This window comes from Paraferrimonas sedimenticola (assembly GCF_002282855.1).
Taxonomy (GTDB): Bacteria; Pseudomonadota; Gammaproteobacteria; order Enterobacterales; family Shewanellaceae; genus Paraferrimonas; species Paraferrimonas sedimenticola.
In genome coordinates, this window is the sequence record NZ_NRIR01000007.1 from 18,195 (window position 1) to 44,926 (window position 26,732).

Consider the following 26,732-nt stretch of genomic DNA (forward strand, 5'->3'; position numbering starts at 1 on the left):
ATACCCACATCAAGATAAAGTCTGCGACAAACTTAAGCGTCTATAAAACCTTACCTTTTTGGCTTGAATTGGAAATCTATGGAACCGAGTATCCTAGTCATCGCCCTAGTTTGTGGCTTTTTGTGCAGTCGAGTAGGACTACCTTCTCTGATTGGTTATTTGGCGGCGGGCTTCGCTTTATATGCATTGGGCTTTGCCGATAGCCAGTTACCGCTGTTAAAACAGCTTTCCGACTTAGGCGTCCTCTTACTGCTATTTGCCATCGGTCTAAAACTCGACCTTAGAAGCCTAGCCAAAGCTCAGGTTTGGGGTGGTGCTAGCGCGCACTTGCTCATTAGCTTGCTGGTATTCGTGCCCTTTCTAAAGATCCTTGGCTATCTAGGTTTATCCCAGCTCGCAGCGTTAGAGACATGGCAAATGCTACTACTAGCCTTTGCGCTCGGATTTTCAAGTACGGTATTCGCGGTCAAGATTCTGGAAGACAAAGGCGAAATGGGCTCTTTGTACGGCCAAATCGCCATTGGTGTTTTGGTGATGCAAGACGTATTTGCCGTGGTGTTCATGACGATTTCGAAAGGCGAATGGCCTTCGGTATGGGCCCTAGCGCTATTCTTGATTCCACTGTGTAAGCCTTTGATATACCGCTTACTGGATCACATGGAGCGCGGTGACCTACTCGTACTATTCGGGTTGGTGATGGCGCTGGTGTTAGGCGCTAATCTGTTCGAGGCTGTTGGCATCAAACCCGACTTAGGCGCTCTACTAATGGGAGTTTTGCTAGCCAACCACCCGCGCTCATCCGAGCTAGCCAAGTCTCTGTTTGAGCTCAAAGAATTGTTGTTAGTAGCCTTTTTCCTAACCGTTGGCCTCAACGGCCTGCCGAGTTCGCAAGATTTGACCTTGTCTGTACTGCTGTTGTTGCTGCTGCCGTTTAAAACCCTGCTGTTTTTCTGGCTGTTTACCCGCTTTAAGCTGCGCGCACGAACGTCGTTATTGGCTTCACTAAGTCTTACCAATTTCAGTGAATTCGGTTTGATTGTCGCCTCAGTCGCTACCTACAAAGGCTGGTTACCGCCCGAGTTTGTGGTGGTGTTGGCAATAGCCCTATCGATGAGCTTTTTAATTGCCGCGCCTTTGAATCGTTATTCGGAAGTCATGTATCAAGTATGGCAGCCGATTTGGCATCGCTGGCAGTCCAGCGAATTGTCGCGCGACGACCAGCCTATCGACTTAGGCAAACCTAAATTCATCATCTTGGGGATGGGCCGCATCGGTGGCGGTGCATACGACGAGTTGGTGCAAAGGTACGGCGAGTGCGTAGTGGGCATCGACCACAAACCCGAGTTAGTACAAATGCACCGCGACTTGGGCCGCAACGTCATTCAAGGGGACGCGGTAGACACCGACTTCTGGCACAAGATTACTCCTCACAGTGCTACCGAGTTAGTGTTATTGGCGATGCCACATCACCATGGTAATCTCACCGCATTGGATCAGCTCAAGCAAAGCAGTTACACAGGTAAAGTCGCCGCCATTGTGCAGTACGAAAGCGAGGTAGAGCCGCTAAAGGAGCAAGGTGTCGAAGCGATTTACAACGTCTTCGAGGCCGCTGGTGCGGGTTTTGCCGAACACGTTGCCTACGAGCTAATGCCTGAACACAGAACTCAAGACTATGTTTGCCCAAGCCAGACCAATTTGTGCGACGATTCAAACGACAAAGTTGAAAGCGCCAAAAGTTAACTCCCGAGTGCGCTTGTGGTAGTTTAGCTAGAGTTAACGCCTACTATAACGGCACATGGAGTATTAGCATGCCGACCACCGCTCAGGCGGCCAAAACGCTGTTTAAAGACACCTTTGGGGAAGCGCCGAGTGCGCTCTTCCAGGCCCCCGGTCGCGTCAACCTTATTGGTGGACACACAGATTATAACGAAGGCTTAGTACTGCCTGCAGCAATCAACTTTCATACTGTGATTGCTGTAAGTCCAGCAGAGGACGATTGCATACACGCCGTCAGCGCTCGCTTTAACGACAAATTGCAGTCCTGGCCAATCGGCACTGACGACTCTAGCTGTAGCGATTGGTTTCACTACCTGACCGGCGTTTGCCGCTCGTTTAGCCAAAGCGGCCTAACCTTTAAAGGCATGAAAATCGCCATTGCCTCAAATGTGCCTATCAACACAGGCCTGGCTTCGTCAGCAGCGCTTGAGATTGCCTTTGCAATGGCTCTCAATGAACTCAATCAGTTAAGTCTATCTCCGTTAGCCCTGGCTCAATTGGCTCAACGCGGCGAGTATCAGTACGTCGGCTTTGAGTGCGGACTGATGGACCACGTTACCTCAGCCTGCGCTCAAGATGGCCACGCGCTTTTGATCGATTGTATGGACATGGACCCAGAGCCGGTGGCCATCCCAGACAATTTAAGCCTGATGATTATCAAGCCAAATCAGGCGCTTAAACGTTCCTCCGCGGAATACAGCCAGCGCCGGCAACAATGCCAGCAAGCCGCAGAGTACTTCGGTCTTGCAAGCCTTCGCGAGTTGTTGTTAGAAGAACTCGAAGCCGCTAAAGGCGATATGCCAGTGGTATTGTACAAACGTGCCTTACATGTGCTCAAAGAAAACGACCGCGTCTATCAAGCCAGTAAAGCACTGAATCGCGGCCAATTAGCTAAGTTCAGCCAAATCATGGCCGAGTCCCACGCCTCTATGCGAGATTTATTTGAGTTAAGCGTACCGGAAATCGATGTGCTGGTTGAAACCATGCAACAAGCCTTAGGTGAGCACGGTGGCGTTCGCATCACAGGCGGTGGTGTTGGCGGTTGTGTGGTGGCCTTGGTGGATCACGATTACACCGACGCGGTGTTTGACGCCATTGAAACCCAATTTAGTCCGATTACTGGCGTCGATGTAACTACCTATCTGTGTCACCCATCGGCAGGGGCACACCCGCTGGCGCTGGACTAGGGCTTACTGGATCTGCTGCTCAATGATCATTTTGAGCACAAAACTCATTGCTTCTGAGCAGTCCGGCTGGTTAACTAAGTGCAACTTATCTTGGTCTATGATGGGAAGCACTTCGAGCCAGCGCTGACTGACCCAATTGGCGTCTTCCAAGTGAACATGGCTGTATAACTCGGAAATGTCTGGGTTGGTCTGGTAAAAATACTCTAACGCCCGCGACAGTACTTTGAATTCCTTCTCTAGGCCTTGCTCAGGCCAGTCGGGCAGGCGTCGAACTTTTGCCTGCCACAAGCTCTCAGACACAGGATGGGTCTCGCAAACTTTTAGTCGTTGTACTCCTTCAAACACGAACGACAAGCTCTCGTCATCCAGTTGAAAAAAGTCGACGACTTGCACGTCAACCGCATGGCGCATGCAAGGCAAAAAGCTACCTTCAGAGCTTTGTACCCCTAAGGCGATTCGCTCTCCGTGTTTGAAATGACGGGCAATTAGTTGCAACACTTCGGTCTGAGTAATGCGCAGCTCTAGCCGCCCCTTGGGGAGCAGCCAGTTCTCTAGAATGATCAAATTTGTCATCTCGGTACGCATGATTTGGTCTCACTATCGACACCTGCTTTCAGTGTAGCAGCTATCTATTGAGACCGAGTCCAAGCTGTTAAAATTACACCAGTTTGACCACGGGAGTGCGCTTTCCCTCAACCAGTTCACGCCACTCCAAAGCCAGTGCAGTACTGGCTTCAACCGCCTGCTGCCAACGCTTTCGACGCTCGTCATTAGACAATCGGGCAAAGTCGTTGCGGTCGGGAATTTTGTGGCCAGGCAATGCTGCAACAAAAGAGTCGGAGGGGACCAACATCAAGGTGCGGCTGAAGTTTTGCGGGCGCTTGCGTCGTTTAAAGAATTTGTCAAACCAACCGGCGTAAGCGCCGTCCAAAAAGTGAGGGAACAAAGTAAAGCCGTCGCCACTAACACTCTGGTCAAAGTGATAGTCGGAAATGCCACCGTCGAAGTAATGGCCCGCGGGTATTTCAGCCATTGCCGTGACCGGTGCCGACAATAGTGGAATCGAACCGGTTGCTAGCAGCACCTCTTCTAGGTTGTCCAGAGTCAACGGCGCCTGCTCTGTGGGCATGTCGCTCAAGCCTCCCCAAGGGCTATTGGCTTCGGGGCTCACCACCACTCGTCGAAAATGCCAGTCTAAACTGCGTCGAGCGAAGGCATTGGTTAGCATCGCCGCCGCCAAGCCAAGACCCACTCTGGTCTTGTTGCCACTCGCCGACAGCGCCCTGGCGCGCGACACTACCACACTTAAATGCCAGTCTAAACCGCGGCACAACTTGTCTCTTTGATTGCTGTCCAGAGCTTTGCTAAGCAGAGCGCGAATTTGCGCTTCAATATCAGCATAGCTAGGACGCTGATTGGCAGTGAAACCGATATAGGCGTTTTGCAGGCGCTCGTGTGCCTTGTCGCCTCCGCTGGCCAGCGCCGACATTCGCCACGCCCCGCTAGAAGACCCAACCGCTGACATTGGCAGGCACCCGGCTGCGTGCCATTGCCGCCAAATCTCACGATCAAGCTCAGCTATCGCCAGCCATTTCGGGCCACCAGAGGCCGCTTGGATCCGAGTAAACATCGCCATCGACAAACCGTATTGGTCGATGTGCGCTTTTGCTTCGAACCCAGCGATTAGTTGCAAATTTGCCTGCATTGGCCGACTAAAACCTCGATTGTTATCTGCTTGATATTTATTAACCAATTAATCACACTTAAAGCGACTAACTGATAAGAACGAGATAGCTTTGAATACAAAACTGACTGAATTATATCAACAAATCCTGCTGGATATCGGTGAAGATCCCCAGCGCAACGGTTTGTTGGACACCCCTCAGCGCGCCGCTAAGGCGATGCGATTCTTAACCCAAGGCTATGAGCAGCAATTGGACGATATCGTCAATGACGCTGTGTTCGACTCAGACACCGACGAGATGGTGATAGTGCAGAATATTGAGCTGTACTCCATGTGCGAGCACCATATGCTGCCCTTTATCGGTCAGTGCCACATCGCCTATCTGCCTCGCGGCAAAGTGCTAGGGCTATCTAAGTTCGCTCGTATTGTTGATATGTACGCACGCCGACTGCAGATTCAAGAAAACCTCACCAAACAAATCGCCGAAGCGGTGCAGCAAGTCACAGGCGCTGCAGGGGTGGCAGTTATCGTAGAGGCTAAGCACATGTGCATGATGATGCGCGGTGTCGAAAAGCAAAACTCGAAAATGAAATCGTCAGTGATGCTGGGTACCTTCCGCAAAGACGTCAAAACGCGCAACGAGTTTTTGATGCTGTTAGGGCGCTAATCCCTATTACTTGCTAAAAAAGCACAAATAAAGTGCAAAATACCCTCGCTCACTAGCCACTATTTCCCTATAGTGGCTGGCTTTATTTGTAAGGCCATTGTCGAGCCTTAGCCCAGTGAGAGAGTAAACCATGATTACTGCTGCCAGTGTCACCATGCAATTTGGTGCCAAACCCCTGTTTGAAAACATATCCGTCAAGTTTGGAAACGGCAATCGCTATGGCCTTATCGGCGCTAATGGCTGCGGTAAATCGACTTTCATGAAAATCCTCGACGGCTCTTTGGCACCAAGCGCAGGCTCTGTGTCGATTACCCCTAACGAGCGCGTGGGCAAGCTTCACCAAGACCAGTTCGCCTTTGAAGAGTACACAGTGGTGGATACTGTGATCATGGGCCACAAAGAGCTATGGGAAGTGAAGCAAGAGCGCGATCGCATCTATTCGCTACCAGAAATGAGCGAAGAAGAAGGCATGCGCGTCGCCGACCTTGAGGTTCAATTTGCCGAGATGGACGGCTACAGCGCCGAGTCTCGCGCTGGCGAAATCCTATTAGCTGCCGGTATCGAAGAGTCTTATCACTTTGGCCTGATGAGCGAAGTGGCACCAGGTTGGAAATTAAGGGTGTTGCTAGCGCAAGCCTTGTTCTCAGACCCAGATATTTTGTTGCTGGACGAGCCAACCAACAACTTGGACATCGACACCATTCGCTGGCTGGAAGAAGTGCTTAACACTCGCCGAAGCACCATGATTATCATCTCGCACGACCGTCACTTCTTAAACTCAGTGTGCACTCATATGGCCGACATTGATTACGGCGAGCTCAGAGTGTACCCAGGTAACTACGACGACTTTATGTTTGCCTCGACTCAAGCGCGCGAGCGTCTACAGGCCGAAAACGCTAAAAAGTCCGCCCAGATTGCCGAGTTGCAACAGTTCGTTAGTCGCTTCTCAGCCAACGCGTCTAAGGCCAAGCAGGCCACCAGTCGCGCCAAGCAAATCGAAAAAATTAAGCTAGACGACATTAAGGCTTCAAGCCGTGTTAGCCCCTTCATTCGCTTTAACCAAGAGAAGAAGCTACACCGCAACGCCCTAGTACTTGAAAACATCGGCCACGGCTTTGATGGCGAGAGTCTGTTTAGCGACGGTGAGCTCATTCTAGAAGCCGGCACTCGACTGGCTGTGCTAGGCGAAAACGGTGTTGGTAAAACCACGCTTTTACGCTGTTTGATGGGCGAACTCACGCCAAATCAGGGCGAGATCCAATGGTCAGAAAACGCCAGTATTGGTTATTGCCCACAGGACACCAATGCTGAATTCCAACAGGACTTGAACCTGTTTGACTGGATGAGCCAATGGCGCAAAGAAGGCCACGACGACCAAATCGTGCGCAGCACTCTGGGTCGTATGTTGTTCTCCGCCCACGACTTTACTAAGAAGGTCGCTGTGTGCTCTGGAGGTGAGAAAAACCGCTTGTTGTTTGGCAAGCTGATCATGCAATCACCTAACGTACTGATTCTTGATGAGCCTACTAACCACTTGGACATGGAATCCATTGAGGCCCTTAACCTAGCGCTGGAAAACTACGAAGGGACTCTGATTTTCGTCAGTCACGACCGTGAATTCGTGTCTTCATTGGCTACTCGAATCGTGGAAATCAAAGGCGAGAAGCTCGTGGACTTCCAAGGCACTTATGAAGAGTTGCTAGCTAAGCAGCTATCCGAAAGCGCATAAGCCTTAATAAAAGACGACCAAAACAAAAGGCCCGGTGCAATGCACCGGGCCTGTTTTTATCTGATATGTATCAGACTGAGTAACGTTAACTTAGAAAGTCAAAGTTACGCGAGCGTGTAGGAAACGACCCAAAGTGTCGTAGAAGCTCGCAACGGCGTTTGCGTTAGTCGATAGAGTGTTACCAACCAGTGGCGGCTCTTTATCGAATAGGTTGTTAACACCAAGTTGGAAGGTCACGTTTTCACCAGCGTAGAACTGACCGACTAAGTCAAAGTAGTTCTGCGCTTTGATGCCACCCTCTGCCAATTTATCGGTTCCACCTTCGTAATTAACTTTACCGTAGTGACGCCACTTACCAGTAACGGCCCACCAGCTATCGCGGTCGTAGCTAACTTGCAAAGTGTGACGCCATTTAGGCTGAGCAAAACAGCTCTCGCTGATCTTACCTGAACAGTCGTAGTTGAACTCAGGTAGGTCAGAGATTGGCTCGTACTCTTTCTTCATATTAGTTACGCCGTTAAGCGCTGCAGAAATAGTACCACCGCCAACTTCAACGCTGTAGTTAGCGCTGATATCTACACCACGCCAGTGACGGCCACCTAGGTTGTCGGTCAAGTTAATAACGTAGCCTTCTTCACCAATCCACAATGAACCAGCGGCGTTGCGGTTTACGTTACCACAGAAAGACGCGTTACCAGACTTGGCACAGTTCTCAAGAATCAGCGACGAGCCGGCGGTGCCGATCACGTTGCTCATCTGAATGTCCCAGTAGTCAACTGCGAAGTTGAAACCTTCGAACGGGTTAGCAACCAAACCAACAGTCAGGGTGTCCGCTTTCTCAGGTTGTAGGTTTAGGTTACCACCAGATAGCTGGTTGTACTGACCTGCAGGCGAGGCAGATACTTTGCCGTACTGTTCAGCTGTCATACCAGTGTTGGCACACTGTGCTTGAGTGGCAATTGGCTCAGCACCGGCACATGGATCGGTACCAGACCACAGACCAATGTTCTGAGAGGTAAACAACTCGGTTACGTTTGGCGCACGGCTGGCGCGGTTGTAACTAGCACGTAGCATCCAGTTTTCGATTGGCGCCCACTCAACACCAACTTTGTAAGTTGGATCTGAACCTGTGGTGTTGTAGTCAGAGTAACGACCACCCAAGTCCAACAATAGAGAGTGTGCAGCAACAGCGTCATTGATTAGTGGTACTTGCAATTCGGCAAATACTTCATTGACGTTGTAGCCACCGCTGATGCTTGGAGTCGCACCACCTTGACCTAGCAACAGACCTTTTTCGAATACTTCGTCTGAAATTGCAGTGTATTGCAGTTCACGACGCTCGAAACCCAATACCGCAGCAACATTGCTTGAAGCTGATGGGATTGCCCAGTCGAATTCACCGCTAACAAAGCCGTTGTAGACTTTCTGAGTAGTCAGACCCGCACGAATACCAACACCAGTTAGGTTACTAGCCATTTCTGGAGTAACGCCTTGGTACTTGAATACTTCGTATGGAATACAGTCAGCGCCACAACCGTTACCGTTCTTGTCAAATACTGCATCTTGAATCTTTGGACTAAAGAAGTCATTGATGTAAGTTTCGGTAGAGTCAGTTTGACCGTGCTGGTAGCTAAAGTCATAGCTCCAGAAGTCGTTGATCATACCTTCAGCACCAGCAACGATACGGAATGAGTTGTGCTGTAGCAAAGAAGCACGAGGGCCACCCTCTACGTTACGCTTACCAATGTAAGCAACAAACTCATCGTCCATCGACGTATGACCGAACTGCTCTTGCAATTGCTTGACTTGAGCATCGCTTAGCAGTGGGTTGTTATAGTCAAACAAGTATTCGGTATTGAAGAAAGTACCTGACTCGGCAATCTGTGCTGCAGTATTGTCGTTCATGTAGTTAACTTCAAGGTACGGACGGAAGTGCTCGTTCACTTCGTAGTTGGTGAAGGCACCAATACTGTAGCGCTCGTTTGGACGCTGGAAGTGGTTAATTGGCGCGTAGTTGTAACGGTTAGTACCGTCATCTGGAGTAAAGGTACCCTGTGGGTTTAGACCCCAAAATACTTCTTCGCCGTAGTCTACTTCGCCGTCAAATACTGGCGAGAAGAAGAAGTTTGGTACGATTGCGTTCGCAGAACCACCACAGCCAGTACCCTCGTCATCTAGGGCACAAGAAGAGTAGTCGCGCGAGCCTTGAAGTAGCTCATCGGCTTTCTTCCAAGTTGCGTATGCAGTGGCGTGGCCTTTGCCGTTGCCGTACTCGCCACCCAAAACCACATCGATAGAGTAAGTCTTACCGTCGATGCCAGAGTTGCCTGTTGGATAGTCGAAGTTACGCTTATCCATTAGGCCTTGAATGTACTTGTTGCGGTTATCGTGTTGGTAACCAGTCGCGCCTGCGCTGATCTGGAAACCTTCAAAGTCATCGTTCATCACGAAGTTAACAACACCCGCTACGGCGTCAGCACCATAGGTAGAAGAACCACCACCGGTCATCACTTCAACGCGCTTAATCAGCGCTGCTGGAATTTGGTTGACGTCAGCAGCTTCTGAGTTAAGACCACCAGGCTGTAGACGACGGCCGTTGATCAAAACCAAAGTACGGTTAGGACCCAGACCACGCAAGTCAAGAGATGCGTTACCAGTTGCACCGTTTGAAATTTGCGAGGTTTGCGCTGCTTCGATTTGAGGTAGGTTGTTCAGAACATCTTCGATGTTGGTAAAACCAGACAGCTTGATGTCTTCAGCAGTAGTAACTGTAATCGGGCTAGCGGTTTCTAGGTCGGTACGCTTAATACGAGAACCGGTTACCGAAATGCGCTCTACTGAAGCTTCTTCTTCAGCGGCGATTGCCGTAGTGGCTGAGAAACCACCTGCTGACAAGCCCAAGATCAGAGCTGAACGCACTGATTTTGCCAAAATGCTATTGGAATGCATTGTTTATCTCTCCCATTAGATTTTTATAAACCGCTTCGACGGCAGTTTTTTTGTAAACGCTTTATCACCATGCAAACAAGTTGTTACAAAGGTGTAAAGGTTGCAACAATAGAACCACACCAAAAGATAAAACGCAACATATTCGTAAAGCACTTGTATCAAAGGCAGAATAAACCCTAGCAAGCCAATATAAAACCATTCAAAAACAGTAACTTACAACCGTCCGTCAATCATTTAAAAACCATTTTTTGAGCTTTATATGTTATTTTTATGTAAATTTTAAGCAGCTCAGTGACTAAATATTCACCGATTAACGGATATGCATTCAAAAATTTGACTAAATAAGACGCATTTTCGTGCCAAATCAGAACCGTCTGATTTAGATATGTATTAACAAGAAACCAACAACATCAGTCGTTTCTGGCACTTTTTGTGTAAGGCAGTTATCTATCAAAGCGAGACGAATCGAATTTGGCGCGAAAACCAAATTTGGAAGGAAATACAGGATAAGAGTTGAAGCGCTTGTTGTTATCACCTTTAGACAGGCTTTACAGCAAGCTCACAAAAAAGGCCTTGCAATGCAAGGCCTTTTAGATGCGGTTAAATTCGCTATTTCATTTTAGCTTCGCGTTCTGCCGCTTTCGCTTCCCACTGTGGAATCACAGTTTTGAGGAACTTCTCTTTGTCGGCTTCCATTTTCTTCATGTCCATGCCAAGCGCTGCTTGCGCTTTCGCCTTGGTTGAGATGTCAGGAATTGCCACAGGACCGGCGTGCCCTTTAGACGCTAACAGTTGTGCAAGCTTCACTCGAGCATCAGCTGCTTTGCTAACCGCAGTGCCTAAAACACGCAGCGCTTCGTCAGGGGCGTGTGCCGCGACACCGTGTGAGGCGATAGCGTAGTCCCAGCGCCACTGTGAATGACGGATGTCAGTCAGAATATCCTTCATTTCAGCGTCGGTAGCACCAAGCTTCCAAGCCTCAGCGGCTTCAAAGTGGGCTGCCACTAGCTGCTCTTCGGCGCGCAGTTTAATCTCGGCCACCGCTTCTTGGCGTTGCTTAGTCACGGCTTGCAGCATTTCTTTGCTCTGCTCGTGACACTTACCACAAGTGAACTCAAAGCGGTCAAACGGGTTGCCGACTTTGTGGTCAGTAAACTTCTTGCCGTTCTCTTCCACTCGAGGCATGTGACAGTCACTACACGACACATCGTTCTTGCCGTGGATACCCATACGCCAGGTTTCAAAGCCAGGGTGCTGAGCTTTCAACATCGGCGCTTTCGACAAACCGTGCTCCCAGTCGGCAAACTGGATAGCGTCAAAGTAGGCCTCCATCGCTTCGACATTAGTACCGCCGTCCCATGGGAATTTAACAAAGCCTTTGCGACCTTCTGTTTTTTCAAAGTAGTACTCAACGTGACACTGAGCGCAGACCAAAGTTTGTTTGTCTTTGCGAGACGCTTTATCAAATGGCATGCCTGCCGCTTCAAAACCGCGGGCAGCAAACGGACGGGACACGCGCAATTTAGGTGAACCTTTGTCGTGACAATCGCCACAACCAATAGTGTTGTTCATCTCATGACCTTGGCTGGCCCAAGTACCTTTAAAGTAACCGGCCTCACCTTTCTCTTCGATGACACGAGCCACATCGGGGCTTTTACAGCTCCAGCAAGCCATTGGCATTGGGCCTTCGTCTGGCGACATTGGCGCACCGGTGCGCAAAGTTTGACGAACATCGGTCAAGGCATACATGTGGCCACGAGCTTTGTTGTAGTCTTTGGCGAAACCATAGCCGGCCCACAGGATCACCAGATTGGGGTCCCCCTCAAGCGCGTCTTCGATTTCGGAACTGGATTCGGTGGCTTTCCAACTGTTGTACTGCTTAGAGAATTTCTCAGCGTAGACTTCGTTGCGGGGGTCGGTGCCTGGCTTTGCCTGCACCAAGGCCGCACAGAGCGTCGCAGCGATGGCGACGGAAAGTGTTACCTGCATTGCTTTCATAGGTTTCTTCTCACTACCTTTTATCGTTCCACATTTAAGCTTACGACAAGCCCACCTTGTGCACATTTGGCGAGCCTACATCGGTCGATAGCAAACCATTTAGCTAAACGGTTGCATCTCACATTTCGAAATTACCTATGTCGACAACCAGTTAGCTCTAGCGCATGCTTGCAAACAGGAAGCCTTGGTTTAGGCTAAACGAGAGACACAAACCAACACTAACTATAGGTGTATTTGACGATAGTGCGAACCCTATGCAAGTAAAATTAACCTCCACTCTACTGCGTTTAATGCTGATTTTCTTGGTGATAAGCGCCAGCCTGTCTGTGTTTTCGATTGCCAACTTAGCCTTTAGTCTAGGTGATGCAAGAGCCATTAATGCCAGTGGTTCTTTGCGCATGCAAAGCTATCGATTGATGTTTTATGCCAATTCGGGTTCAGAGCAGGCACTGGAGAAAATTCAAGAATTTGAGGTCACCCTTCATTCCAAAGAACTCCAACACAACTTAGGTTGGTACAGTCCCGACAGCCTGCTAAACCAATACCAGCAAGTGGTCGATCAATGGCAGCAGATGAAGCAGTTCATTTTATTGGAGGACTCTCGCTCCTATGCCGCTCAACTGATTCCTTTTGTGGCGACCGTCGACGAGTTAGTGTCCGAGATGGAAAACTTCGCCAAACTCAAACTCATCTATTTGGTGGTCAGTTTGGGGATAGGTTTACTTATCATGATAGCCATGGTGCTTTACGCCATGCGCTTTACTCAACGCCACCTCATCGGTCCTATCAATCAACTGGTTGGCGCCTCCCAAAACATGCAGCGCAAAGAGTTCGATTTGCAACTTGGGCACTATCGCTTTGAGGAAATGGCTGTGCTTGGCGAAGCTCTAGATGTTTCCGCCAAAGAGCTCGACACCCTGTATAAGGATCTGCAAAAACGAGTAGACGATCAAACCCAAGCGCTATCACGCGCCAACCGCGAGCTGACCTTGCTCAATAGTATTCTGACTCAGTTGCGCGGCTCAGACCCGGTTAACCTAAGAATGCAAAGAGGTCTGAACGACTTGGTGAATTCGGGCGTGGTTGGGTTTGCCAGACTGCGTTTTGACGCCCAACCGGAAAACGACTTAGTCGCTCACTCGGGCTGGCCAACAGAGGCCGAGCACGTGCTCGAGTTACCCGTGATGTTCAACGAAGAGTACTTGGGAGTACTCCAGTTCGCCGACTATCGAGAAGACTACAAAAGATTTTTTGAGCAAGTGGCTGTGATGGTCTCACGTACCATGGTAATTCAGCAGGCCTTTGACGAACGCGAGCAATACGCTCTGATTGACGAGCGTGCCACTATTGCCCGCGAGTTGCACGACTCTCTGGGGCAAGTGCTGGCTTTCTTAAAAATTCAAAGCAAGTTGTTGCGCCGCGCTCTGCCCAGTGAAGGCTTGCCTGCTAAAGCCCGAGAACCGCTGCAAGCCATCGATGACGGTGTTGTCACCGCCTATACCCAGTTGCGCGAGCTGCTCACCACCTTCCGCCTGACCATTCGCGAGCCAGACTTCCAGCAAGCGCTGCAAACCATGGTTGAACAGTTGCAAACGGATTCTGATGTGCCCATCGAACTCAACAACCGAATACCGCCTGGATGTTTATTGCCAGCCCAATTGATACATGTGCTACAGGTGGCTCGTGAGGCTTGTATTAACTCCCTCAAGCACGCCAATGCCAACCGCATTATCATTAATGCACAAATGCTTACCAACAACCGCGCCAGTGTGGTGGTTAGCGACGACGGCTTGGGGATGGAAGCGGTGAGCGAAAAATCTGGCCATTTCGGCATGAGCATCATGCAAGAGCGAGCCAGTCGCTTAAATGGCAAAATATCGATAGACAGCGAGCCACAACAAGGCACAATAGTGAGCCTAGAATTTCCCGTGAACCAGTCCGAGCAGGAGACAGCATGAGCCTAAGTTATTCCGTATTGGTAGTGGATGATCACCCATTACTGAGAAAAGGGATTTGCCAATTGATCGAAGCCGAAGACGAATTCGAGTTATTTGGCGAAGTCGGCTCTGGTTTGGATGCCTTGGCTAGCATGCGCGATGACGAACCTGACTTGGTGGTACTGGATCTCAACATGAAAGGCATGAGCGGCTTAGATACCCTAAACGCCATTCGCGCTGACGGTATTACCAGTAAGGTCGCGATACTGACCGTATCGGACAACAAACAAGACGTGTTGCGTTTGATGCGTGCCGGTGCCGACGGCTACCTGCTGAAAGACAGCGATCCTGACGACCTAATCGATAGCTTAAAACAGGTCATGCTAGGCAAGCAGGTACTGAGCGAGCAAGTGAGCGCTTACCTGACCGAGCAAGGACAAGGCAAAGGTGAGCCAAATTGGATCATGTCGCTGACGCCGCGAGAGCTGCAGATTTTGCAATTGGTGGCAGAGGGAATGAGTAACCGGCTGATTTCAGAAAATCTTCATATCAGCGAAGGTACGGTGAAAGTTCACATTAAGAATTTATTGCGCAAGGCTGACGCTAAGTCGCGCACCGAAATGGCGGTGCGCTTTCTCAATCAGTAACCGCGTTTAAAGTCGAGCCAGGCGCTCAGCGCCTGCTCGAAATCTTCCACGCCCAAACTGGCACTGGCTTGGGCGTCTTCCATTTGCATACCTAATTCGAGCTCAGCGTCGGACTCGTGGTCTTTGACGTTTAGCCACAAGCTCACTTCACCGCCATCGATAACGATGCTGATTTCGCGTCCAATTGCCTGCCATTGTTTAAGTTCAGTTAGGCTACCGTCGCTCAAAAATTGACGAAGGGCCAGTTGTAGCTTGGGGCTGTCGTGCAACTCATCGTCAAACCAATTGCCAAGTAGTGCTTGCTCCATCGAAAAGCGACTGATGACTTTTCCTGTGCTTGGGTCTTGGCGGAACTCGTAATCCACTGTTGTTATTCCTTTCTTGCTCTCATTGAGTGTAGGTTTAAGCGCGCCGCTTTTACAAACTCAACAAAAAAGAGCCGCGAATGCGGCTCTTTTTCAATGGCGCTTATCGCTTATTGAGCTGCTTCTTCGGCTTTCTCAATGGCGATTAGTTCCACTTCGAATACCAGAGTCGAGTGGGCTGGAATGGTACCAGTATCGCGCTCGCCGTAGGCCAGTTCAGATGGAATCACAAAGCGGTACTTAGAACCCACAGGCATCAGCTGAACACCTTCGGTCCAACCAGGGATCACGCGGTTTAGCGGGAACTTGGCAGTCTGGTTGCGCGAATACGAGCTGTCGAACTCGGTGCCGTCAATCAGAGTACCGCGGTAGTGCACTTCTACTGTGTCTTCTGCGCTTGGCTTATCGCCTTCCGCAGCGGTGATCACTTCGTACTGCAGTCCCGACTCGGTTACAGTCACGCCTTCTTTGGCTTTGTTCTGCTCTAGGTAGTCAACGCCTTCTTGCTTAGCTTCAGCGGCAATCGCTTCGGCTTTTTGGGTTTGAATTTCGGTGACCTTGGTAGAAAACTCGCGCATCACAGTTTCTAGCTCTTCTTCGGTCAACTTAGCTGAGCCGTTTAGGGTCTCTTCAAAGCCCTTCATAACTAGCGCTTGGTCGATTTCGATGCCCATTTCTTTCAGCTCTGATAGGGCCATTTGCTGACCCATCACCATACCCAGTGCATAAGATTCTTTTTGGGCCGGGGTCTCTAGTTTCACTTCGGCTTGTGGAGCTGGCGCTTGTGTTTTCGCTTCTTGGTTACAGGCCGACACACCTGCAACGGCCATAGCCAGCAGTGATACTTTCAATACGGATTTCATGGAGATTCCTTTAGCAATTGGATGGTTACAGCACGCGCTGTTTTAGATAAGTGAGTTGAACTTACTCTAACCTATGTAAGATAAAACACAAAACTCTAACGCAAGCTGAACAAATCGCAGTGTATTCTTTGTTGTGGGTGCCAAACTGGATACAATATGCGCCTCTGATGATTTAAGGTGGCTCACAATGGACCTCGAACAAATGCAGCAATGGTTGGAACGCTTAGAAAGCCGGCAGGCTTTTCAAGATGAGCTTATCGAGTCGCTTAACCAAACCATTATCAAACTCAACGACCAGGTGGATCGCCAGCAGGCGCAAATAGAATACCTGGGTAAACGAGTCGCCGCTCAGGCACCGTCGAATTTGGCCCACGAAAGCGAAGAAACACCACCACCCCATTACTAATGAGATCTTTCCTCCGCTCGGCCCGATTTGCGTTACTGCTAACACTGACTTTGTTGAGTGGGTGCGCGGCTACCAGCGTGTTTATGCCCTACCCAGCCCAATTGCAGCCCTACCAAAGCCAGCTAAACGCCAGCGATCCGGTGTCGGTTACAGATCTCGAATCTAAAGTTAACGGCGAAGATGGCATTCTCTACGCTCAAGAAGCGGGCCGTATCGCTCAGCTCAATGGCGACTTTGCGCTAAGCCAAAAGCTCTATGCCCATGCTATCGCTCGCTACGACAAAGCGGATTTTGACCCTACCATCAGCGTCAGCAACCTCGGCGCCAACGCCACTAGTGTGCTGCTTAACGACAATGTGATTCCCTATCGAGGCCCGGGCTTTGAGCGCATCATGTTGCACCAGTATCAGGCGCTCAACTACCTGATGCAGGGCGACAGTGAGGGCGCTTTAGTAGAGGTACGCCGAGCCAACGAGCTACAAACACTAGAACAAGAGCGCTATCGCAAGAGCCTGAGTGACTCCAACGCCATCGAAAACGGTACGGTGCAAACCGAGATCAATCGCCTCAAAGGCAGCTCCAAGGCCAGCAGCTCGTTTTTGAACGCCTACAGTTACTACGTCACGGGTTTGCTGTATCAAATGGCGGGCGAGCCCAACGACGCCTTTATCGATTATCGCAAAGCGGCCCAGTTGCATCAGGGCAACCCTTATCTCGAGCAAGAACTGGTGCGTTTAGCCAAAGGCTTGCAGATGCCCCAGTATCAAGAGTTCAAAGACAAATGGGGCGATGCTCAGCCGATAACTCCCGACCAAGGGCGCTTAGTCGTGATTTACGAAACCGGCTTTAGTCCAGCCAAGCAGGCGTTTTCGGTGCCGTTTCGAGTCAATCGTCGCTGGCAATCTGTGTCACTGCCAACCTACTTGGGGCAACGCCCAAGCTATGCCGCCGCTTACATCAAACTGGGTAACGACGCTCGAATTCAGGCGGCCACCATCAGTGACATCGACGATTTAGCCACCACGGCACTAGCCGAAGAGCTGCCGCTGATCCTAGTTCGCCAAGCGGCGCGTGTGTATGCCAAAGCGGAAGCCAACCAATGGGCGCGCGAGCGTGACGATTGGGGGGGCGTGGCGATGGAAGTGTTTAACTTAATTAGCGAGCAAGCGGATCTGCGCAGCTGGCTAACCTTGCCAAGCGAGGCGCAGATAGCGCACCAAAACTTAACGGCCGGCAGTTACCCATTGCAAATCAATGCTAAACTGGCGGAAACTATTGAAATCAAACCGGGTCAAACCACACTAGTTTGGGCCATTCAAACCGGCGGGCACTTGCGCCTATTTAGCCAAATCTTCTAATTATTACAGGTAGCTTATGAAACAGATGAAGTACGCATTGTTGGTATTGCTAGGGTTAACCTTGGCAGGCTGTCAATCTAAGGTCGAGTACGGCGATGCCACCGAAGTAGAAACCGTAAACGAAAGCTTTGGCTCTACCGATTTGCAGGCCATTGCCGCCAAGATGGTCGACAGCATGCTGACCTTCCCACCGGTAATGGAAATGACCGCCTCAGACCGTCCCATCATCTTTGTGGATCGCATCAAGAACAAAACCTCTGAGCACATTGATACCGAGTCTATCACTGACAGCATCAGCACCAAGCTGCTGCGCTCGGGCAAGTTCCGCTTTGTGGACATGACCAAAGTCGATTCGGTTCGCAAGCAATTGGACTATCAAAACAGCTCTGGCATGGTTGACCCATCGACCGCCATTAGCTTTGGTCGCCAAGTGGGTGCCCAATACATGCTGTACGGCAACCTATCGAGCATCGTTAAGCAAAAGAGCTCAACTAAAGACGTGTATTACAAGATGACTATGCGTTTGATGGACCTAGAAACGGGTCTGATTGAGTGGCAAGACGAGAAAGAGATTCGCAAGACAAAAGATAAGTCTTTCCTAGGATTGTAGAAAACAGTTTTGTAATCCTGCAGAATTGAAAGAGCCGGCCTATGCCGGCTTTTTTATTGAGCGTTACTCGGGCTTAAACACTCCAATCAGATCGCCACCAGCGCTTTTTTGCTGAGCGTCGCTACCTTGAGTTTGAGTGTGACCACAATCGCTGCACTCAATGGTTTCCACACCGTTTTGCATGAAAAGCATAATACTGTCTTGGGCATTGCACTTAGGGCAGCGAGCGCCTGCAATGAATCGTTTTTTTAGTTTCGTCATGATTATTCCCGGGCAGTGAACTTTGCTATGATTGCACTCCCCTAGCTTGTATTGAAGTCCCTATGATAACCCTAAACCAGGCTCAGCTCATCCGTGGCACCCGCGTGCTGCTGGAAGACGCCAACTTTACCATTTACCCGGGCCACAAAGTCGGCCTAGTTGGCGCTAATGGCGCGGGCAAGTCCAGCTTGTTTGCCCTGCTAAAAGGCGAGATAGCTCTGGATAAAGGCGAGTGCTCGGTGCCGGCGGGTTGGCGCTTGGCTAGCGTGGCTCAAGAAACACCGGAGCTGGAGAAAAGCGCGCTGGAGTACGTTATCGATGGCGATGTGGAGTACCGTCAGCTAGAAGCCGAGTTAGCCGAGGCTCAAGAAGCCCATGAAGGCGAGAAAATCGCGCTGCTGCACGGCAAGCTCGACGCCATTGGCGGCTATTCGATTCGCGCCCGTGCCGCTGAGCTGCTGGCGGGCCTGGGTTTTAGCCAAGACAAGCAAAGCCACCGTGTGTCGCAATTTTCCGGGGGCTGGCGAATGCGTCTGAATCTGGCTCAAGCCCTGTTGTGCCGCTCGGAATTACTGCTGTTGGACGAACCCACCAACCACTTGGACTTAGACACCCTGTATTGGCTGGAGTCTTGGCTCAAGCAGTATCAAGGCACCCTGGTACTCATTAGTCACGACCGCGACTTTCTCGACAACATAGTCACCGAAGTCATCCACATTGAGCGCCAAAGCTGCGAAACCTATGCGGGTAACTATTCGCGCTTTGAACGCACCCGTGCCGAGCGCATGGCGCAACAAACCGCGCAATATGAAAAGCAGCAAAAACAAAAAGCCCACATGCAGGCTTATGTGGACCGCTTTCGCTACAAGGCGTCCAAAGCTCGCCAGGCGCAAAGTCGCTTAAAAGCATTAGAAAAGATGGCGGACTTGGCCCCAGCACAAGCGAACAATCCGTTTAAAATGCAGTTTCTAAAACCCGATGCCCTGCCTAATCCGCTAGTGACCATGGAAAAGCTGCAGGTGGGTTATGACCAGACACCAATACTCAACGAGGTGAAGCTCAACCTGGTGGCAGGTACTCGCATTGGTCTGTTGGGGCGCAATGGTGCCGGTAAATCCACCCTAATTAAACTGCTAAGCGGTGAGCTAACCCCGATGGCCGGTGACTATCAAACCAGTCAGGGGTTGAGCATTGGCTACTTTGCTCAGCATCAGTTAGAAGCACTGTCGCTGGATGACTCGCCAATCGCTCATCTGGCGCGATTAGCGCCCAATCACACCGAGCAGCAATTGCGCGATTACTTGGGCAGCTTTGGCTTTAGTGGCGATAAGGCCTTTAGCCCAGTGCGCCCTTTCTCCGGTGGTGAAAAAGCCCGCTTGGTGCTGTCTCTATTGGTTTGGCAAAAACCCAACCTGTTACTAATGGACGAACCCACCAACCATCTGGATTTGGATATGCGCCACGCTCTGACCATGGCGTTGCAAGCCTTTGAAGGTGCAATGATTTTAGTGTCGCACGACCGTCACCTCTTGAGTGCCTGTTGCAGCGAATACTACTTGGTGGACGCTGGCCAGGTTCAGCCTTTTAACGGCGATCTCGACGACTACCACCAGTGGCTGCTCGACCAGCAACGCGCGCTCAATGAGCCAAAAACCGATAAGCCTAAAACCGATCGCAAGGCGCAAAAACGCGCCGAAGCCGAGCTCAGACAAAAGCTATCGCCACTGACTAAGCAACTGGCTAAACTGGAAAAACAGCAAGCCAGCTTGCAACAAGAATTGGCTGATATCGATGAGCAACTAGCCAACAGCGACCTTTACGAAGCCGCTAACAAGGACAAGCTTACCGACTTACTCAAGTCCCAGGGCGAGCTCAAAGGACGTCTCGAAGACAGCGAAATGGAATGGTTCGATGTGCAACAACAAGTGGAAGACATACAGGCATCAGCCGGTTAACTGGCCGGTTGTTGAAGCTGGCTATGGGGTAGACGGGGTTGCCGAGCGCTTGCACCAGCTGCAAGACAAGCTAGGTCTGGACGTCAATTTGTGCCTGCTGGCGCTGAGTCTGGATTGCGGGCGCTCAGCCAACCGCCCGGTTCCATGGCAAGACTTGGTTAACGCTGCCTCAGGCTGGCGTGATTTGCTCGGGCCAATCCGCCAGCATCGTCAGTTGGCCAAGGCAGGTCCAAAAGCCCAATACCAAAGGCTAAAAGCCATCGAGCTGGAATATGAGCGCTTAGCGCAACGCCGCTACAGCGCCATCATCAATCAAAGCCAAACACCAACCCAAGGCGCCAATCAAACCCACTGCCAACATCTGCTAGCTAGTTTGCACCTGCCTGATGTCGACTCTGAGCTGGCCCTTGAGTTTTTGAATCAATGCCTCGACTTGATAACCCACAACCCCATAGATACTTAGCTGGGGATTAGCACCTAACGAAGTGGGAAACAGCGAACCATCGAACACATTCAGGTTGTTGTAGTAGTGACTCTCACCCAGGCTATTCACCCATCCAAGGTTTGGGTCCTCACTCATAGGACAGCCGCCCATCACGTGGGCTGACGCCACCTGAGTGTGCAAGGCTTGCAGTTCGGTGGACTGTATGACTCGCCGCGCCTCACTCCAAGAATTCAACATAGGCATGCCATCGTGGATGGGTAAAACCTGCTTGGCACCGCCAGCAAACTGCAATTCCGCCATCGCCAAAAACGCCCGTTTTGCTGCGTCCCAAAAATTCGGGTTAAGCGGATAGTCCAGGTGTGGCTGGCCAAATTCATCCAAACGAACCTGACCGCTGGGCGTATCAGCTCCAAAGCCATCGCGAACCAGCGCAATACAAGCTTGCAACTGATTAAAGCGCTTCATCAAATCGGCGTGAAACTGGCCAAAGCCAAAGCTCTTTGAAGCCAGTAACACAGGGTGCAAAGGCGCAGCTTCCAGTTTGAAGCCCAACTGCTGAGGGTCCTCAGGCCATAAAAATTGGTCTGAGTAGATGCTTTGCGGCGCACCGGCGTGGGCCTTAATCGGCTCGTCAAAAATGGCGGCGCTGATTAAGCTGGGATGCAGACAGGTGCCCTTGCCCAGTATGGCGTGTGGGTCCTCAAGTTCGCTGCGCAACAACAGCGCCGGAGTGTTAATCGCGCCGCCCGCCAGCACAAAGTGCTGAGCTTTAAGGGTTAAGCGCTTGCCGCTATCCCGCCGAGCCGAATTCATCACCCGCACGCTCAAGCTGGTGATCACACCGTCTTTGGCCTTTAACTGCCAGGCTTCGGCCTGTGACAGCAAGCGCGCGCCATTGTCCAGCGCTGCCGGAATACTGGTGAGCAGCATTGACTGTTTGGCATTCACCGGGCAACCCAGGCCGCAGTAGCCTAAGTTCCAACAGCCTTTGACATTGCGCGAAATCACAGTGGTTTGCCAACCTAACTGCTGACAGCCATCGCGCAATACTCGATTGTTTGGGTTGGGTGGCACAGGCCAAGGTTTGATGCTTAAACGAGCCTCTGCCGCTTCGAAATAAGGGGTTAGGGTTTGCGGTGACAAGCCTTTCACCTTGTGGTGCTCAGCCCAGTAATCCAAGGTCGCTGTTGGGGTTCGAATCGAGGTGGTCCAATTGACTGTGGTGGAGCCGCCTACCGAGCGCCCCTGCATAATGCCAACGCTTTGCTGGCGATTGGTCATAGCGGCGCTTTGTTGGTAGAGGTCTGGGTAGGCTTGGCGCTCTTCTAGCTGAAAATCCTCTGAGCGCTTAAGCCCACCAGCTTCTACTATCAGCACATCGAAACCCGCCTCGGATAGCGCCTGCGCGGCACTCGCGCCACCCGCGCCACTGCCAATCACTACCACCTCGGCGGTCAGTTGGGTTTTATCGGCAAGGGTGTCGGCGTTGATGCACTGCCAGCCGGACTCGATTCCTGCAAGATAAGGATCTGGGATCATACATTTCTCCCCGGCAACTGAGGCTTGGAATACCCCAACACACTCCAATGCTCAGGTGATGCATAGTAACTGGCGAGTATCAGGTTTCTCAGCCCCAGATAAGCCCGTCGCACCAAATCTAGATAGGAGTCACGCCACTTTTGTAGCAGCGCGCTTAACTGTTGGGGCGATTGCAGCGCGATGGGGGTCAAACTGCCTGCGAGCAACAAATTACCCAACTGGCCTTCAAGGGAATCCAGCAGTTGCTCGAGCTCAAGACGCTGATGCTCGGGCAAAGCTTCTATAGTGGCCAGGGTGGCATCAATACAACGCTCAATCGCCGCCGCTCTGGGTTGCGCTACTTGAGGTAAAACGCCATCCAGCAAAGGAGGAATCAGGGCGCCCAGTAACAAACGATATTTGGGTGCTTGCTGGTAATCAAAATCTTGCTGATGCGCGTACCAATTAACACCCAAGGCAAGCGCAGCAGTACCCGATAGGGCGAGCGTTAAAAAAGACCGTCGCTGCATCTGGTACCACCTTGGGGTTTTCCGCTACTCTATTAACAGCAATCTAACCTGCGCCAACTAGTCTATGCAAGAACAACTCTAAGCAAGATCAATGCGATAGCAGTTGAGCGCGTGCAAGGGCCATCAATGAAGCCTTCGTTCAAAGCCCCTTGGTGGGCACGCAGCCCCCACACTCAAACCATAGTTCCGCTGCTGGCACAGCCGAATGAGCAGCCATTGCAGTGGCAACGTCTCGACACGCCTGATGGCGATTTTATCGATCTCGCCTGGCTGGATTACCCAAGACCCGAGCAACCGATAGTGCTCATTCTTCACGGGTTAGAGGGCAGTGCTAATAGTCACTACGCTAAGCGCATTTTGGCCAATGCCAAATCTCAGGGCTTAGCGCCAGTGGTTCACCACCACCGTAACTGTTCCGAGCAACCCAATCGGCTGGCGCGCAGTTATCACAGTGGCGATACGCAAGACATCGCACTGACCTTAGCGCACTTGCAAGCTGAGTATCCCGACAGCCCAATTTGGGCGGTGGGTTATAGCCTAGGTGGCAACGTGCTGACCAAATACCTCGGCGAACAGGGCGACAATAGCGCCATTCAACGGGCGGTCGTCGTATCGGCCCCCTTGCAGCTTTCTGCGTGCGCCAAACGCTTAGAGAAGGGCTTCTCCAAAGTGTACCAAAGCTATTTAATCAAACAGCTGCAAGCGCGGGTACTGCACAAGTTGGCCCAGCCAGAGCTGGCGGCGCAAATGCCTTTGGCCAACGATCAGGTCAGTCAGCTAACCACCTTTTACCAATTTGACGATAAGGTCACCGCACCACTGCACGGCTTTAACGGCGTCGACCACTACTATCAGCAGGCCTCCGGCTTGCCCTACTTAAAATCCATTACCACCCCGACTTTGGTGTTGCACGCCGCCGATGACCCCTTTATGACCGACGCGGTGATCCCCACGCCAGCTCAGTTATCTGAATCGGTAGAGTACGAGTTGTGCCAAGGTGGTGGTCATGTTGGCTTTATTGAGGGTGGAACGCCCTGGAAGCCGAGATTTTATTTAGAGCGGCGCATTTTGAGCTTTTTAACAGGAGAGTCTCAGTGTTAATCCCCTACCAATCCCTGCAAGAGTTGCCTGTGGAAACCCTGGACGCGCTGATCATGGATTACCTGTATCAACAGGTGGAAGACGGCAATCTGGCCAATTTAGACTCGGACAGCAAAGCCGCCGCCCGCAGCAAGGTAAAAGCCTTATTAAAGCGCGGAGAGCTAGTGGTTGAGTACGCCGAAGAGAGCGAATCCATCGCCATAAAAGCCCCCTCAGATTTGCTTGGTTCTTGACCCGAGACCAATAGCCACATATAAAAAAGAGTTGGAATAGCAAGGAATTATCGGCGATGTCGATCAAACACCCAATTATTGCGGTCACAGGATCGTCCGGTGCTGGCACCACTACCACGACCAATGCGTTTAAGCACATGTTTCGCCAACTCGGGGTTAAAGCCGCTGTGGTCGAGGGCGACAGTTTTCATTCGCACACCCGTGCTGAAATGGAAATGGTGATACGCAAGGCCAAGGAATCAGGACGCAACATCAGTTACTTTGGCCCAGAGGCCAACGACTTCAAACGCCTGGAGAGCTTTTTCTCTGAGTACGGCAGTAAAGGCACAGGTGAAATCCGCAAGTACCTGCACACCTTTGACGATGCGGTGCCTTACAACCAAATGCCAGGGACCTTCACTCCGTGGGAGCCGCTCGCAAGCGACACCGACCTACTCTATTACGAAGGCCTGCACGGCGGCGCGGTCACCCCAGAGGTGGATATCGCCAGCCATGTTGATTTACTGATCGGCATGGTCCCGATTGTGAACCTTGAATGGATCCAGAAAATCATTCGCGACACGGCTGATAGAGGCCACAGTCGCGAAAAAGTCATGAGTTCAATTGTGCGTTCGATGGACGACTATGTGAATCACATGACGCCACAGTTTTCTCGTACCCACATCAACTTTCAGCGGGTGCCCACGGTAGACACTTCCAATCCCTTTAGCGCCAAAGACATTCCATCCCACGACGAGAGCTTTGTGGTGATCCGTTTTCGCGGCATGAAACAAGTGGACTTTACCTACTACCTCAACATGATTCAGGGTAGCTTTATGTCCAGGCGCAACACCCTGGTGGTGCCCGGCGGTAAGATGGGACTGGCGATGGAACTGCTACTCACCCCATTAATTCAAGATCTTATCGATCGCAAGCGCCAGCACATAGCGCAATCTCAACAGGAGTCCTAATGAGCACTCAATATCGTCAATACAAGGTTATGCAGGTCGCCGAAGGTGCCCTTGGCACTTTATTTCTTGGTGCATCAGGTATGCCACTAGAAAAGCTTGAGGCCACACTCAACGAGCAAGCAGCTGAGGGCTGGCAGTTGGTATTCCAAGTCATTGAAAAACGTCGCTTCTGGCTATTCTGGAGCCGTGAAACCGTGCTTATCACTTTAGGTCGTCCCTAATGCTGACCCTAGAGCAAGTGGAAGCCGAAAAGAACGCGCTAGAGCGTGAGGTTAACCAGCTCACCGACGAAACTCGCGCGCGCTACTACAAACAGCTCAAAGACCAAATCAAAGACCCCGACACTTATGCGGTGCTCAATTATCTGTTTATCGCTGGTCTGCATCACTTTTACTTGGGCAAACTCAACCGCGGCTTTATCAACCTGTGTTGTTTTTTGTTGGGGGCGGTGTGGTTAGTCATGGGGCTGTGGTGGGGCTTGATCCCCATAGGTATCATCACTGTTATCGAGCTCAAGGCGCTGTTTCAGTCACAGCGAGTAGTAGCCAACCACAATCTCAGAGTGATGAAGCGCCTGTTGGGAGTGGATTAATCCAGATCCGGTGCTAGGTCGCGAAATGGACGCTCGCTCAGATAAGCGTCCAAGCGCGACTCAAACTCTGCCAAGTATTGAGTGTTCTGCTCTAGCAATAATTGGCGAATTGCCTTTTTCTGCGTCTCGACCGCCACTTCAAATCGACCCAGTTCGGCGTAGGCCGCCGCTAGGTTATCCAACAAGGTCGATGAGCTTCCCTCGGTTTCGATTAAAGACAAACCCAAATCTAAGGCACGCTGCCCATCCCTGTGTTGCGAATCAGGACAGGTGGCAAGCACCCACACCAGATTAGCCTGTGCACGCAGATCCGAAACACGCTCAAAGTGGTCGATGGCCTTGCCGCAATCGCGCACTATCCCAGGTGCACCCACCGCATAGATAAAGCCCAAGCGAAATCTTGCCCAACCTTCGTTTACTGGGATCAATTGACGGTACCAATGGGCAGCTTCCAATAAGTCTCTGGGCGCTAACTTACCTTCGTATAGCACGTCGGCCAGAGTCTGCACCGACTCGCCATAATCCAGCTCAGCAGCAATTCGCAAATGACTGAGGCCGGCGTCTACATCCACTGGCATGTAACGGCCGCTAAGCTTCATCACGCCAATCAAGAAATGCGCTTGAGGGTCATCGTCCTCCAGCTGATACTCCAGCAGTGCCAAACGGGATGCCACCACTTCGGCTTTGGGCTGAGGAATAGAAAAAGCGAATGCGGAAGAACTGAGCAGCGCGGATGTCAACAGGGATGCCAGCAGCCCAAAAACCCAAACTATTGGTCTGTTCACTCGCTGCATAGCCCTACCTCGATTCAATATTCGCCTACTTTGAGTAAAAGTCAGACAATCTGTTTTGTCTAGTTAGGGCCGAAAAAATCGAGTGTTTCCCCTCTCCCTTTAGGGCTATAATGCAAAACTATTTTGCCCATTTTGAGGTAAAACTGAGTTGGCAAAATTGCAGAAATTGTGAACTAT

26 protein-coding genes are annotated in these 26,732 nt (G+C 51.1%); 16 read left to right on the forward strand and 10 right to left on the reverse strand.

Going from position 1 to position 26,732, the window contains the following annotated elements; all coding sequences use genetic code 11:
* Positions 1-78 precede the first annotated feature (78 nt).
* Both CLC93_RS12600 and galK read left to right on the forward strand, forming a co-directional pair.
* Positions 79-1,740, forward strand: a complete 1,662-nt coding sequence (locus CLC93_RS12600) for a cation:proton antiporter family protein (RefSeq protein WP_095506335.1) — start codon at positions 79-81, stop codon at positions 1,738-1,740.
* 68 nt (positions 1,741-1,808) lie between these two features.
* The gene (gene galK / locus CLC93_RS12605) at positions 1,809-2,963 is read left to right on the forward strand and encodes a galactokinase (protein WP_095506336.1); all 1,155 of its coding nucleotides are present in this window, start codon (positions 1,809-1,811) and stop codon (positions 2,961-2,963) included.
* Positions 2,964-2,966: 3 nt separating this feature from the next.
* On the opposite strand, the gene CLC93_RS12610 is transcribed toward galK, so the two are convergent.
* Together CLC93_RS12610 and CLC93_RS12615 are read right to left on the reverse strand one after the other, a co-directional pair.
* On the reverse strand, positions 2,967-3,536 hold the full coding sequence (locus tag CLC93_RS12610; RefSeq protein WP_169903010.1) for an LON peptidase substrate-binding domain-containing protein: 570 nt from the start codon (positions 3,534-3,536) through the stop codon (positions 2,967-2,969).
* A gap of 85 nt (positions 3,537-3,621) precedes the next feature.
* A complete protein-coding gene (locus tag CLC93_RS12615; protein ID WP_095506338.1) occupies positions 3,622-4,668 on the reverse strand; it encodes a patatin-like phospholipase domain-containing protein in 1,047 nt (348 codons plus the stop codon).
* Between the two features lie 91 nt (positions 4,669-4,759).
* Here CLC93_RS12615 and folE point away from each other — a divergent pair, with 91 nt between their 5' ends.
* The gene (folE, locus tag CLC93_RS12620; RefSeq protein ID WP_095506339.1) at positions 4,760-5,314 is read left to right on the forward strand and encodes a GTP cyclohydrolase I FolE; all 555 of its coding nucleotides are present in this window, start codon (positions 4,760-4,762) and stop codon (positions 5,312-5,314) included.
* A 130-nt stretch (positions 5,315-5,444) separates the two neighbouring features.
* Entirely contained in the window at positions 5,445-7,043 is a 1,599-nt protein-coding gene (locus tag CLC93_RS12625; protein ID WP_095506340.1) for an ABC-F family ATPase, read from the forward strand.
* 90 nt (positions 7,044-7,133) lie between these two features.
* Here CLC93_RS12625 and CLC93_RS12630 read toward each other — a convergent pair whose 3' ends face one another.
* On the reverse strand, positions 7,134-9,992 hold the full coding sequence (locus CLC93_RS12630) for a TonB-dependent receptor domain-containing protein (RefSeq protein WP_095506341.1): 2,859 nt from the start codon (positions 9,990-9,992) through the stop codon (positions 7,134-7,136).
* Between the two features lie 609 nt (positions 9,993-10,601).
* Complete coding sequence (nrfA, locus tag CLC93_RS12635; protein WP_095506342.1) at positions 10,602-11,990, reverse strand: ammonia-forming nitrite reductase cytochrome c552 subunit; 1,389 nt, start codon at positions 11,988-11,990, stop codon at positions 10,602-10,604.
* A 254-nt stretch (positions 11,991-12,244) separates the two neighbouring features.
* Between nrfA and narQ the strand changes: the two genes are divergently transcribed.
* A complete protein-coding gene (gene narQ / locus CLC93_RS12640; protein WP_169903012.1) occupies positions 12,245-13,948 on the forward strand; it encodes a nitrate/nitrite two-component system sensor histidine kinase NarQ in 1,704 nt (567 codons plus the stop codon).
* On the forward strand, positions 13,945-14,574 hold the full coding sequence (locus tag CLC93_RS12645; RefSeq protein WP_095506344.1) for a response regulator: 630 nt from the start codon (positions 13,945-13,947) through the stop codon (positions 14,572-14,574). The genes narQ and CLC93_RS12645 overlap by 4 nt, the downstream gene beginning before the upstream one ends.
* Here CLC93_RS12645 and CLC93_RS12650 read toward each other — a convergent pair.
* Both CLC93_RS12650 and fkpA read right to left on the reverse strand, forming a co-directional pair.
* Positions 14,568-14,939: a YacL family protein gene (locus CLC93_RS12650; protein WP_169903014.1), complete on the reverse strand. Its 372-nt coding sequence runs from the start codon at positions 14,937-14,939 to the stop codon at positions 14,568-14,570. The genes CLC93_RS12645 and CLC93_RS12650 overlap by 7 nt on opposite strands.
* A 110-nt stretch (positions 14,940-15,049) precedes the next feature.
* Positions 15,050-15,802 (reverse strand): FKBP-type peptidyl-prolyl cis-trans isomerase, encoded by a 753-nt coding sequence (gene fkpA / locus CLC93_RS12655; RefSeq protein ID WP_095506346.1) that lies wholly within the window; start codon positions 15,800-15,802, stop codon positions 15,050-15,052.
* A gap of 187 nt (positions 15,803-15,989) precedes the next feature.
* Here fkpA and CLC93_RS12660 point away from each other — a divergent pair, with 187 nt between their 5' ends.
* From CLC93_RS12660 to lpoB, 3 genes are all read left to right on the forward strand, one after another.
* Positions 15,990-16,208, forward strand: coding sequence for a SlyX family protein (locus CLC93_RS12660; protein ID WP_095506347.1), 219 nt, complete (start codon positions 15,990-15,992; stop codon positions 16,206-16,208).
* A gap of 83 nt (positions 16,209-16,291) precedes the next feature.
* Positions 16,292-17,566: a COG3014 family protein gene (locus CLC93_RS12665; protein WP_245837160.1), complete on the forward strand. Its 1,275-nt coding sequence runs from the start codon at positions 16,292-16,294 to the stop codon at positions 17,564-17,566.
* Between the two features lie 16 nt (positions 17,567-17,582).
* Positions 17,583-18,176, forward strand: coding sequence for a penicillin-binding protein activator LpoB (lpoB, locus tag CLC93_RS12670; RefSeq protein ID WP_095506349.1), 594 nt, complete (start codon positions 17,583-17,585; stop codon positions 18,174-18,176).
* A 63-nt stretch (positions 18,177-18,239) separates the two neighbouring features.
* Here lpoB and CLC93_RS12675 read toward each other — a convergent pair whose 3' ends face one another.
* Positions 18,240-18,437, reverse strand: a complete 198-nt coding sequence (locus tag CLC93_RS12675) for a YheV family putative zinc ribbon protein (RefSeq protein ID WP_095506350.1) — start codon at positions 18,435-18,437, stop codon at positions 18,240-18,242.
* A gap of 62 nt (positions 18,438-18,499) precedes the next feature.
* On the opposite strand from CLC93_RS12675, the gene CLC93_RS12680 reads away from it, so the two are divergent.
* Complete coding sequence (locus tag CLC93_RS12680) at positions 18,500-20,392, forward strand: ABC transporter ATP-binding protein (protein WP_095506351.1); 1,893 nt, start codon at positions 18,500-18,502, stop codon at positions 20,390-20,392.
* Positions 20,349-20,855 (forward strand): DUF2390 domain-containing protein, encoded by a 507-nt coding sequence (locus CLC93_RS12685; RefSeq protein WP_095506352.1) that lies wholly within the window; start codon positions 20,349-20,351, stop codon positions 20,853-20,855. The genes CLC93_RS12680 and CLC93_RS12685 overlap by 44 nt, the downstream gene beginning before the upstream one ends.
* On the opposite strand, the gene CLC93_RS12690 is transcribed toward CLC93_RS12685, so the two are convergent.
* Together CLC93_RS12690 and CLC93_RS12695 are read right to left on the reverse strand one after the other, a co-directional pair.
* Positions 20,757-22,376 carry a GMC family oxidoreductase gene (locus CLC93_RS12690; RefSeq protein WP_095506353.1) on the reverse strand — a complete coding sequence of 540 codons (1,620 nt, stop codon included), beginning with the start codon at positions 22,374-22,376 and terminating at the stop codon, positions 20,757-20,759. The genes CLC93_RS12685 and CLC93_RS12690 overlap by 99 nt on opposite strands.
* The gene (locus tag CLC93_RS12695) at positions 22,373-22,885 is read right to left on the reverse strand and encodes a TAT leader-containing periplasmic protein (RefSeq protein WP_095506354.1); all 513 of its coding nucleotides are present in this window, start codon (positions 22,883-22,885) and stop codon (positions 22,373-22,375) included. The genes CLC93_RS12690 and CLC93_RS12695 overlap by 4 nt, the downstream gene beginning before the upstream one ends.
* 126 nt (positions 22,886-23,011) lie before the next feature.
* Here CLC93_RS12695 and CLC93_RS12700 point away from each other — a divergent pair, with 126 nt between their 5' ends.
* The 5 genes from CLC93_RS12700 to CLC93_RS12720 are packed head-to-tail and all read left to right on the forward strand — an operon-like array spanning position 23,012 to position 25,761.
* Positions 23,012-23,986: a hydrolase gene (locus CLC93_RS12700; protein ID WP_095506355.1), complete on the forward strand. Its 975-nt coding sequence runs from the start codon at positions 23,012-23,014 to the stop codon at positions 23,984-23,986.
* Positions 23,980-24,219, forward strand: coding sequence for a YheU family protein (locus CLC93_RS12705; RefSeq protein ID WP_095506356.1), 240 nt, complete (start codon positions 23,980-23,982; stop codon positions 24,217-24,219). The genes CLC93_RS12700 and CLC93_RS12705 overlap by 7 nt, the downstream gene beginning before the upstream one ends.
* 56 nt (positions 24,220-24,275) lie before the next feature.
* Positions 24,276-25,169, forward strand: a complete 894-nt coding sequence (locus CLC93_RS12710; protein WP_095506357.1) for a phosphoribulokinase — start codon at positions 24,276-24,278, stop codon at positions 25,167-25,169.
* Positions 25,169-25,390: a DUF4177 domain-containing protein gene (locus tag CLC93_RS12715; RefSeq protein ID WP_095506358.1), complete on the forward strand. Its 222-nt coding sequence runs from the start codon at positions 25,169-25,171 to the stop codon at positions 25,388-25,390. The genes CLC93_RS12710 and CLC93_RS12715 overlap by 1 nt, the downstream gene beginning before the upstream one ends.
* The gene (locus CLC93_RS12720; protein ID WP_095506359.1) at positions 25,390-25,761 is read left to right on the forward strand and encodes a TM2 domain-containing protein; all 372 of its coding nucleotides are present in this window, start codon (positions 25,390-25,392) and stop codon (positions 25,759-25,761) included. Before CLC93_RS12715 ends, CLC93_RS12720 begins: the two co-directional genes overlap by 1 nt.
* Here the strand turns inward: CLC93_RS12720 and CLC93_RS12725 are convergent.
* Positions 25,758-26,501, reverse strand: a complete 744-nt coding sequence (locus CLC93_RS12725) for a tetratricopeptide repeat protein (protein ID WP_169903016.1) — start codon at positions 26,499-26,501, stop codon at positions 25,758-25,760. The two genes, CLC93_RS12720 and CLC93_RS12725, sit on opposite strands and share 4 nt — an antisense overlap.
* Positions 26,502-26,732 lie beyond the last annotated feature (231 nt).

Bases quoted from the DNA above. Each gene is read 5' to 3' on its own strand.
- CLC93_RS12665 (WP_245837160.1), top strand. From the start codon at position 16,292: ATGCCCTACCCAGCCCAATTGCAGCCCTACCAAAGCCAGCTAAACGCC.
- narQ (WP_169903012.1), top strand. From the start codon at position 12,245: ATGCAAGTAAAATTAACCTCCACTCTACTGCGTTTAATGCTGATTTTC.
- galK (WP_095506336.1), top strand. From the start codon at position 1,809: ATGCCGACCACCGCTCAGGCGGCCAAAACGCTGTTTAAAGACACCTTT.
- CLC93_RS12625 (WP_095506340.1), top strand. From the start codon at position 5,445: ATGATTACTGCTGCCAGTGTCACCATGCAATTTGGTGCCAAACCCCTG.
- CLC93_RS12685 (WP_095506352.1), top strand. From the start codon at position 20,349: ATGTGCAACAACAAGTGGAAGACATACAGGCATCAGCCGGTTAACTGG.
- CLC93_RS12680 (WP_095506351.1), top strand. From the start codon at position 18,500: ATGATAACCCTAAACCAGGCTCAGCTCATCCGTGGCACCCGCGTGCTG.
- CLC93_RS12695 (WP_095506354.1), bottom strand. From the start codon at position 22,885: ATGCAGCGACGGTCTTTTTTAACGCTCGCCCTATCGGGTACTGCTGCG.
- CLC93_RS12700 (WP_095506355.1), top strand. From the start codon at position 23,012: ATGAAGCCTTCGTTCAAAGCCCCTTGGTGGGCACGCAGCCCCCACACT.
- fkpA (WP_095506346.1), bottom strand. From the start codon at position 15,802: ATGAAATCCGTATTGAAAGTATCACTGCTGGCTATGGCCGTTGCAGGT.
- CLC93_RS12615 (WP_095506338.1), bottom strand. From the start codon at position 4,668: ATGCAGGCAAATTTGCAACTAATCGCTGGGTTCGAAGCAAAAGCGCAC.
- CLC93_RS12610 (WP_169903010.1), bottom strand. From the start codon at position 3,536: ATGACAAATTTGATCATTCTAGAGAACTGGCTGCTCCCCAAGGGGCGG.
- CLC93_RS12660 (WP_095506347.1), top strand. From the start codon at position 15,990: ATGGACCTCGAACAAATGCAGCAATGGTTGGAACGCTTAGAAAGCCGG.
- CLC93_RS12720 (WP_095506359.1), top strand. From the start codon at position 25,390: ATGCTGACCCTAGAGCAAGTGGAAGCCGAAAAGAACGCGCTAGAGCGT.
- CLC93_RS12710 (WP_095506357.1), top strand. From the start codon at position 24,276: ATGTCGATCAAACACCCAATTATTGCGGTCACAGGATCGTCCGGTGCT.
- nrfA (WP_095506342.1), bottom strand. From the start codon at position 11,990: ATGAAAGCAATGCAGGTAACACTTTCCGTCGCCATCGCTGCGACGCTC.
- CLC93_RS12645 (WP_095506344.1), top strand. From the start codon at position 13,945: ATGAGCCTAAGTTATTCCGTATTGGTAGTGGATGATCACCCATTACTG.
- CLC93_RS12600 (WP_095506335.1), top strand. From the start codon at position 79: ATGGAACCGAGTATCCTAGTCATCGCCCTAGTTTGTGGCTTTTTGTGC.
- lpoB (WP_095506349.1), top strand. From the start codon at position 17,583: ATGAAACAGATGAAGTACGCATTGTTGGTATTGCTAGGGTTAACCTTG.
- CLC93_RS12675 (WP_095506350.1), bottom strand. From the start codon at position 18,437: ATGACGAAACTAAAAAAACGATTCATTGCAGGCGCTCGCTGCCCTAAG.
- CLC93_RS12690 (WP_095506353.1), bottom strand. From the start codon at position 22,376: ATGATCCCAGATCCTTATCTTGCAGGAATCGAGTCCGGCTGGCAGTGC.
- CLC93_RS12715 (WP_095506358.1), top strand. From the start codon at position 25,169: ATGAGCACTCAATATCGTCAATACAAGGTTATGCAGGTCGCCGAAGGT.
- CLC93_RS12630 (WP_095506341.1), bottom strand. From the start codon at position 9,992: ATGCATTCCAATAGCATTTTGGCAAAATCAGTGCGTTCAGCTCTGATC.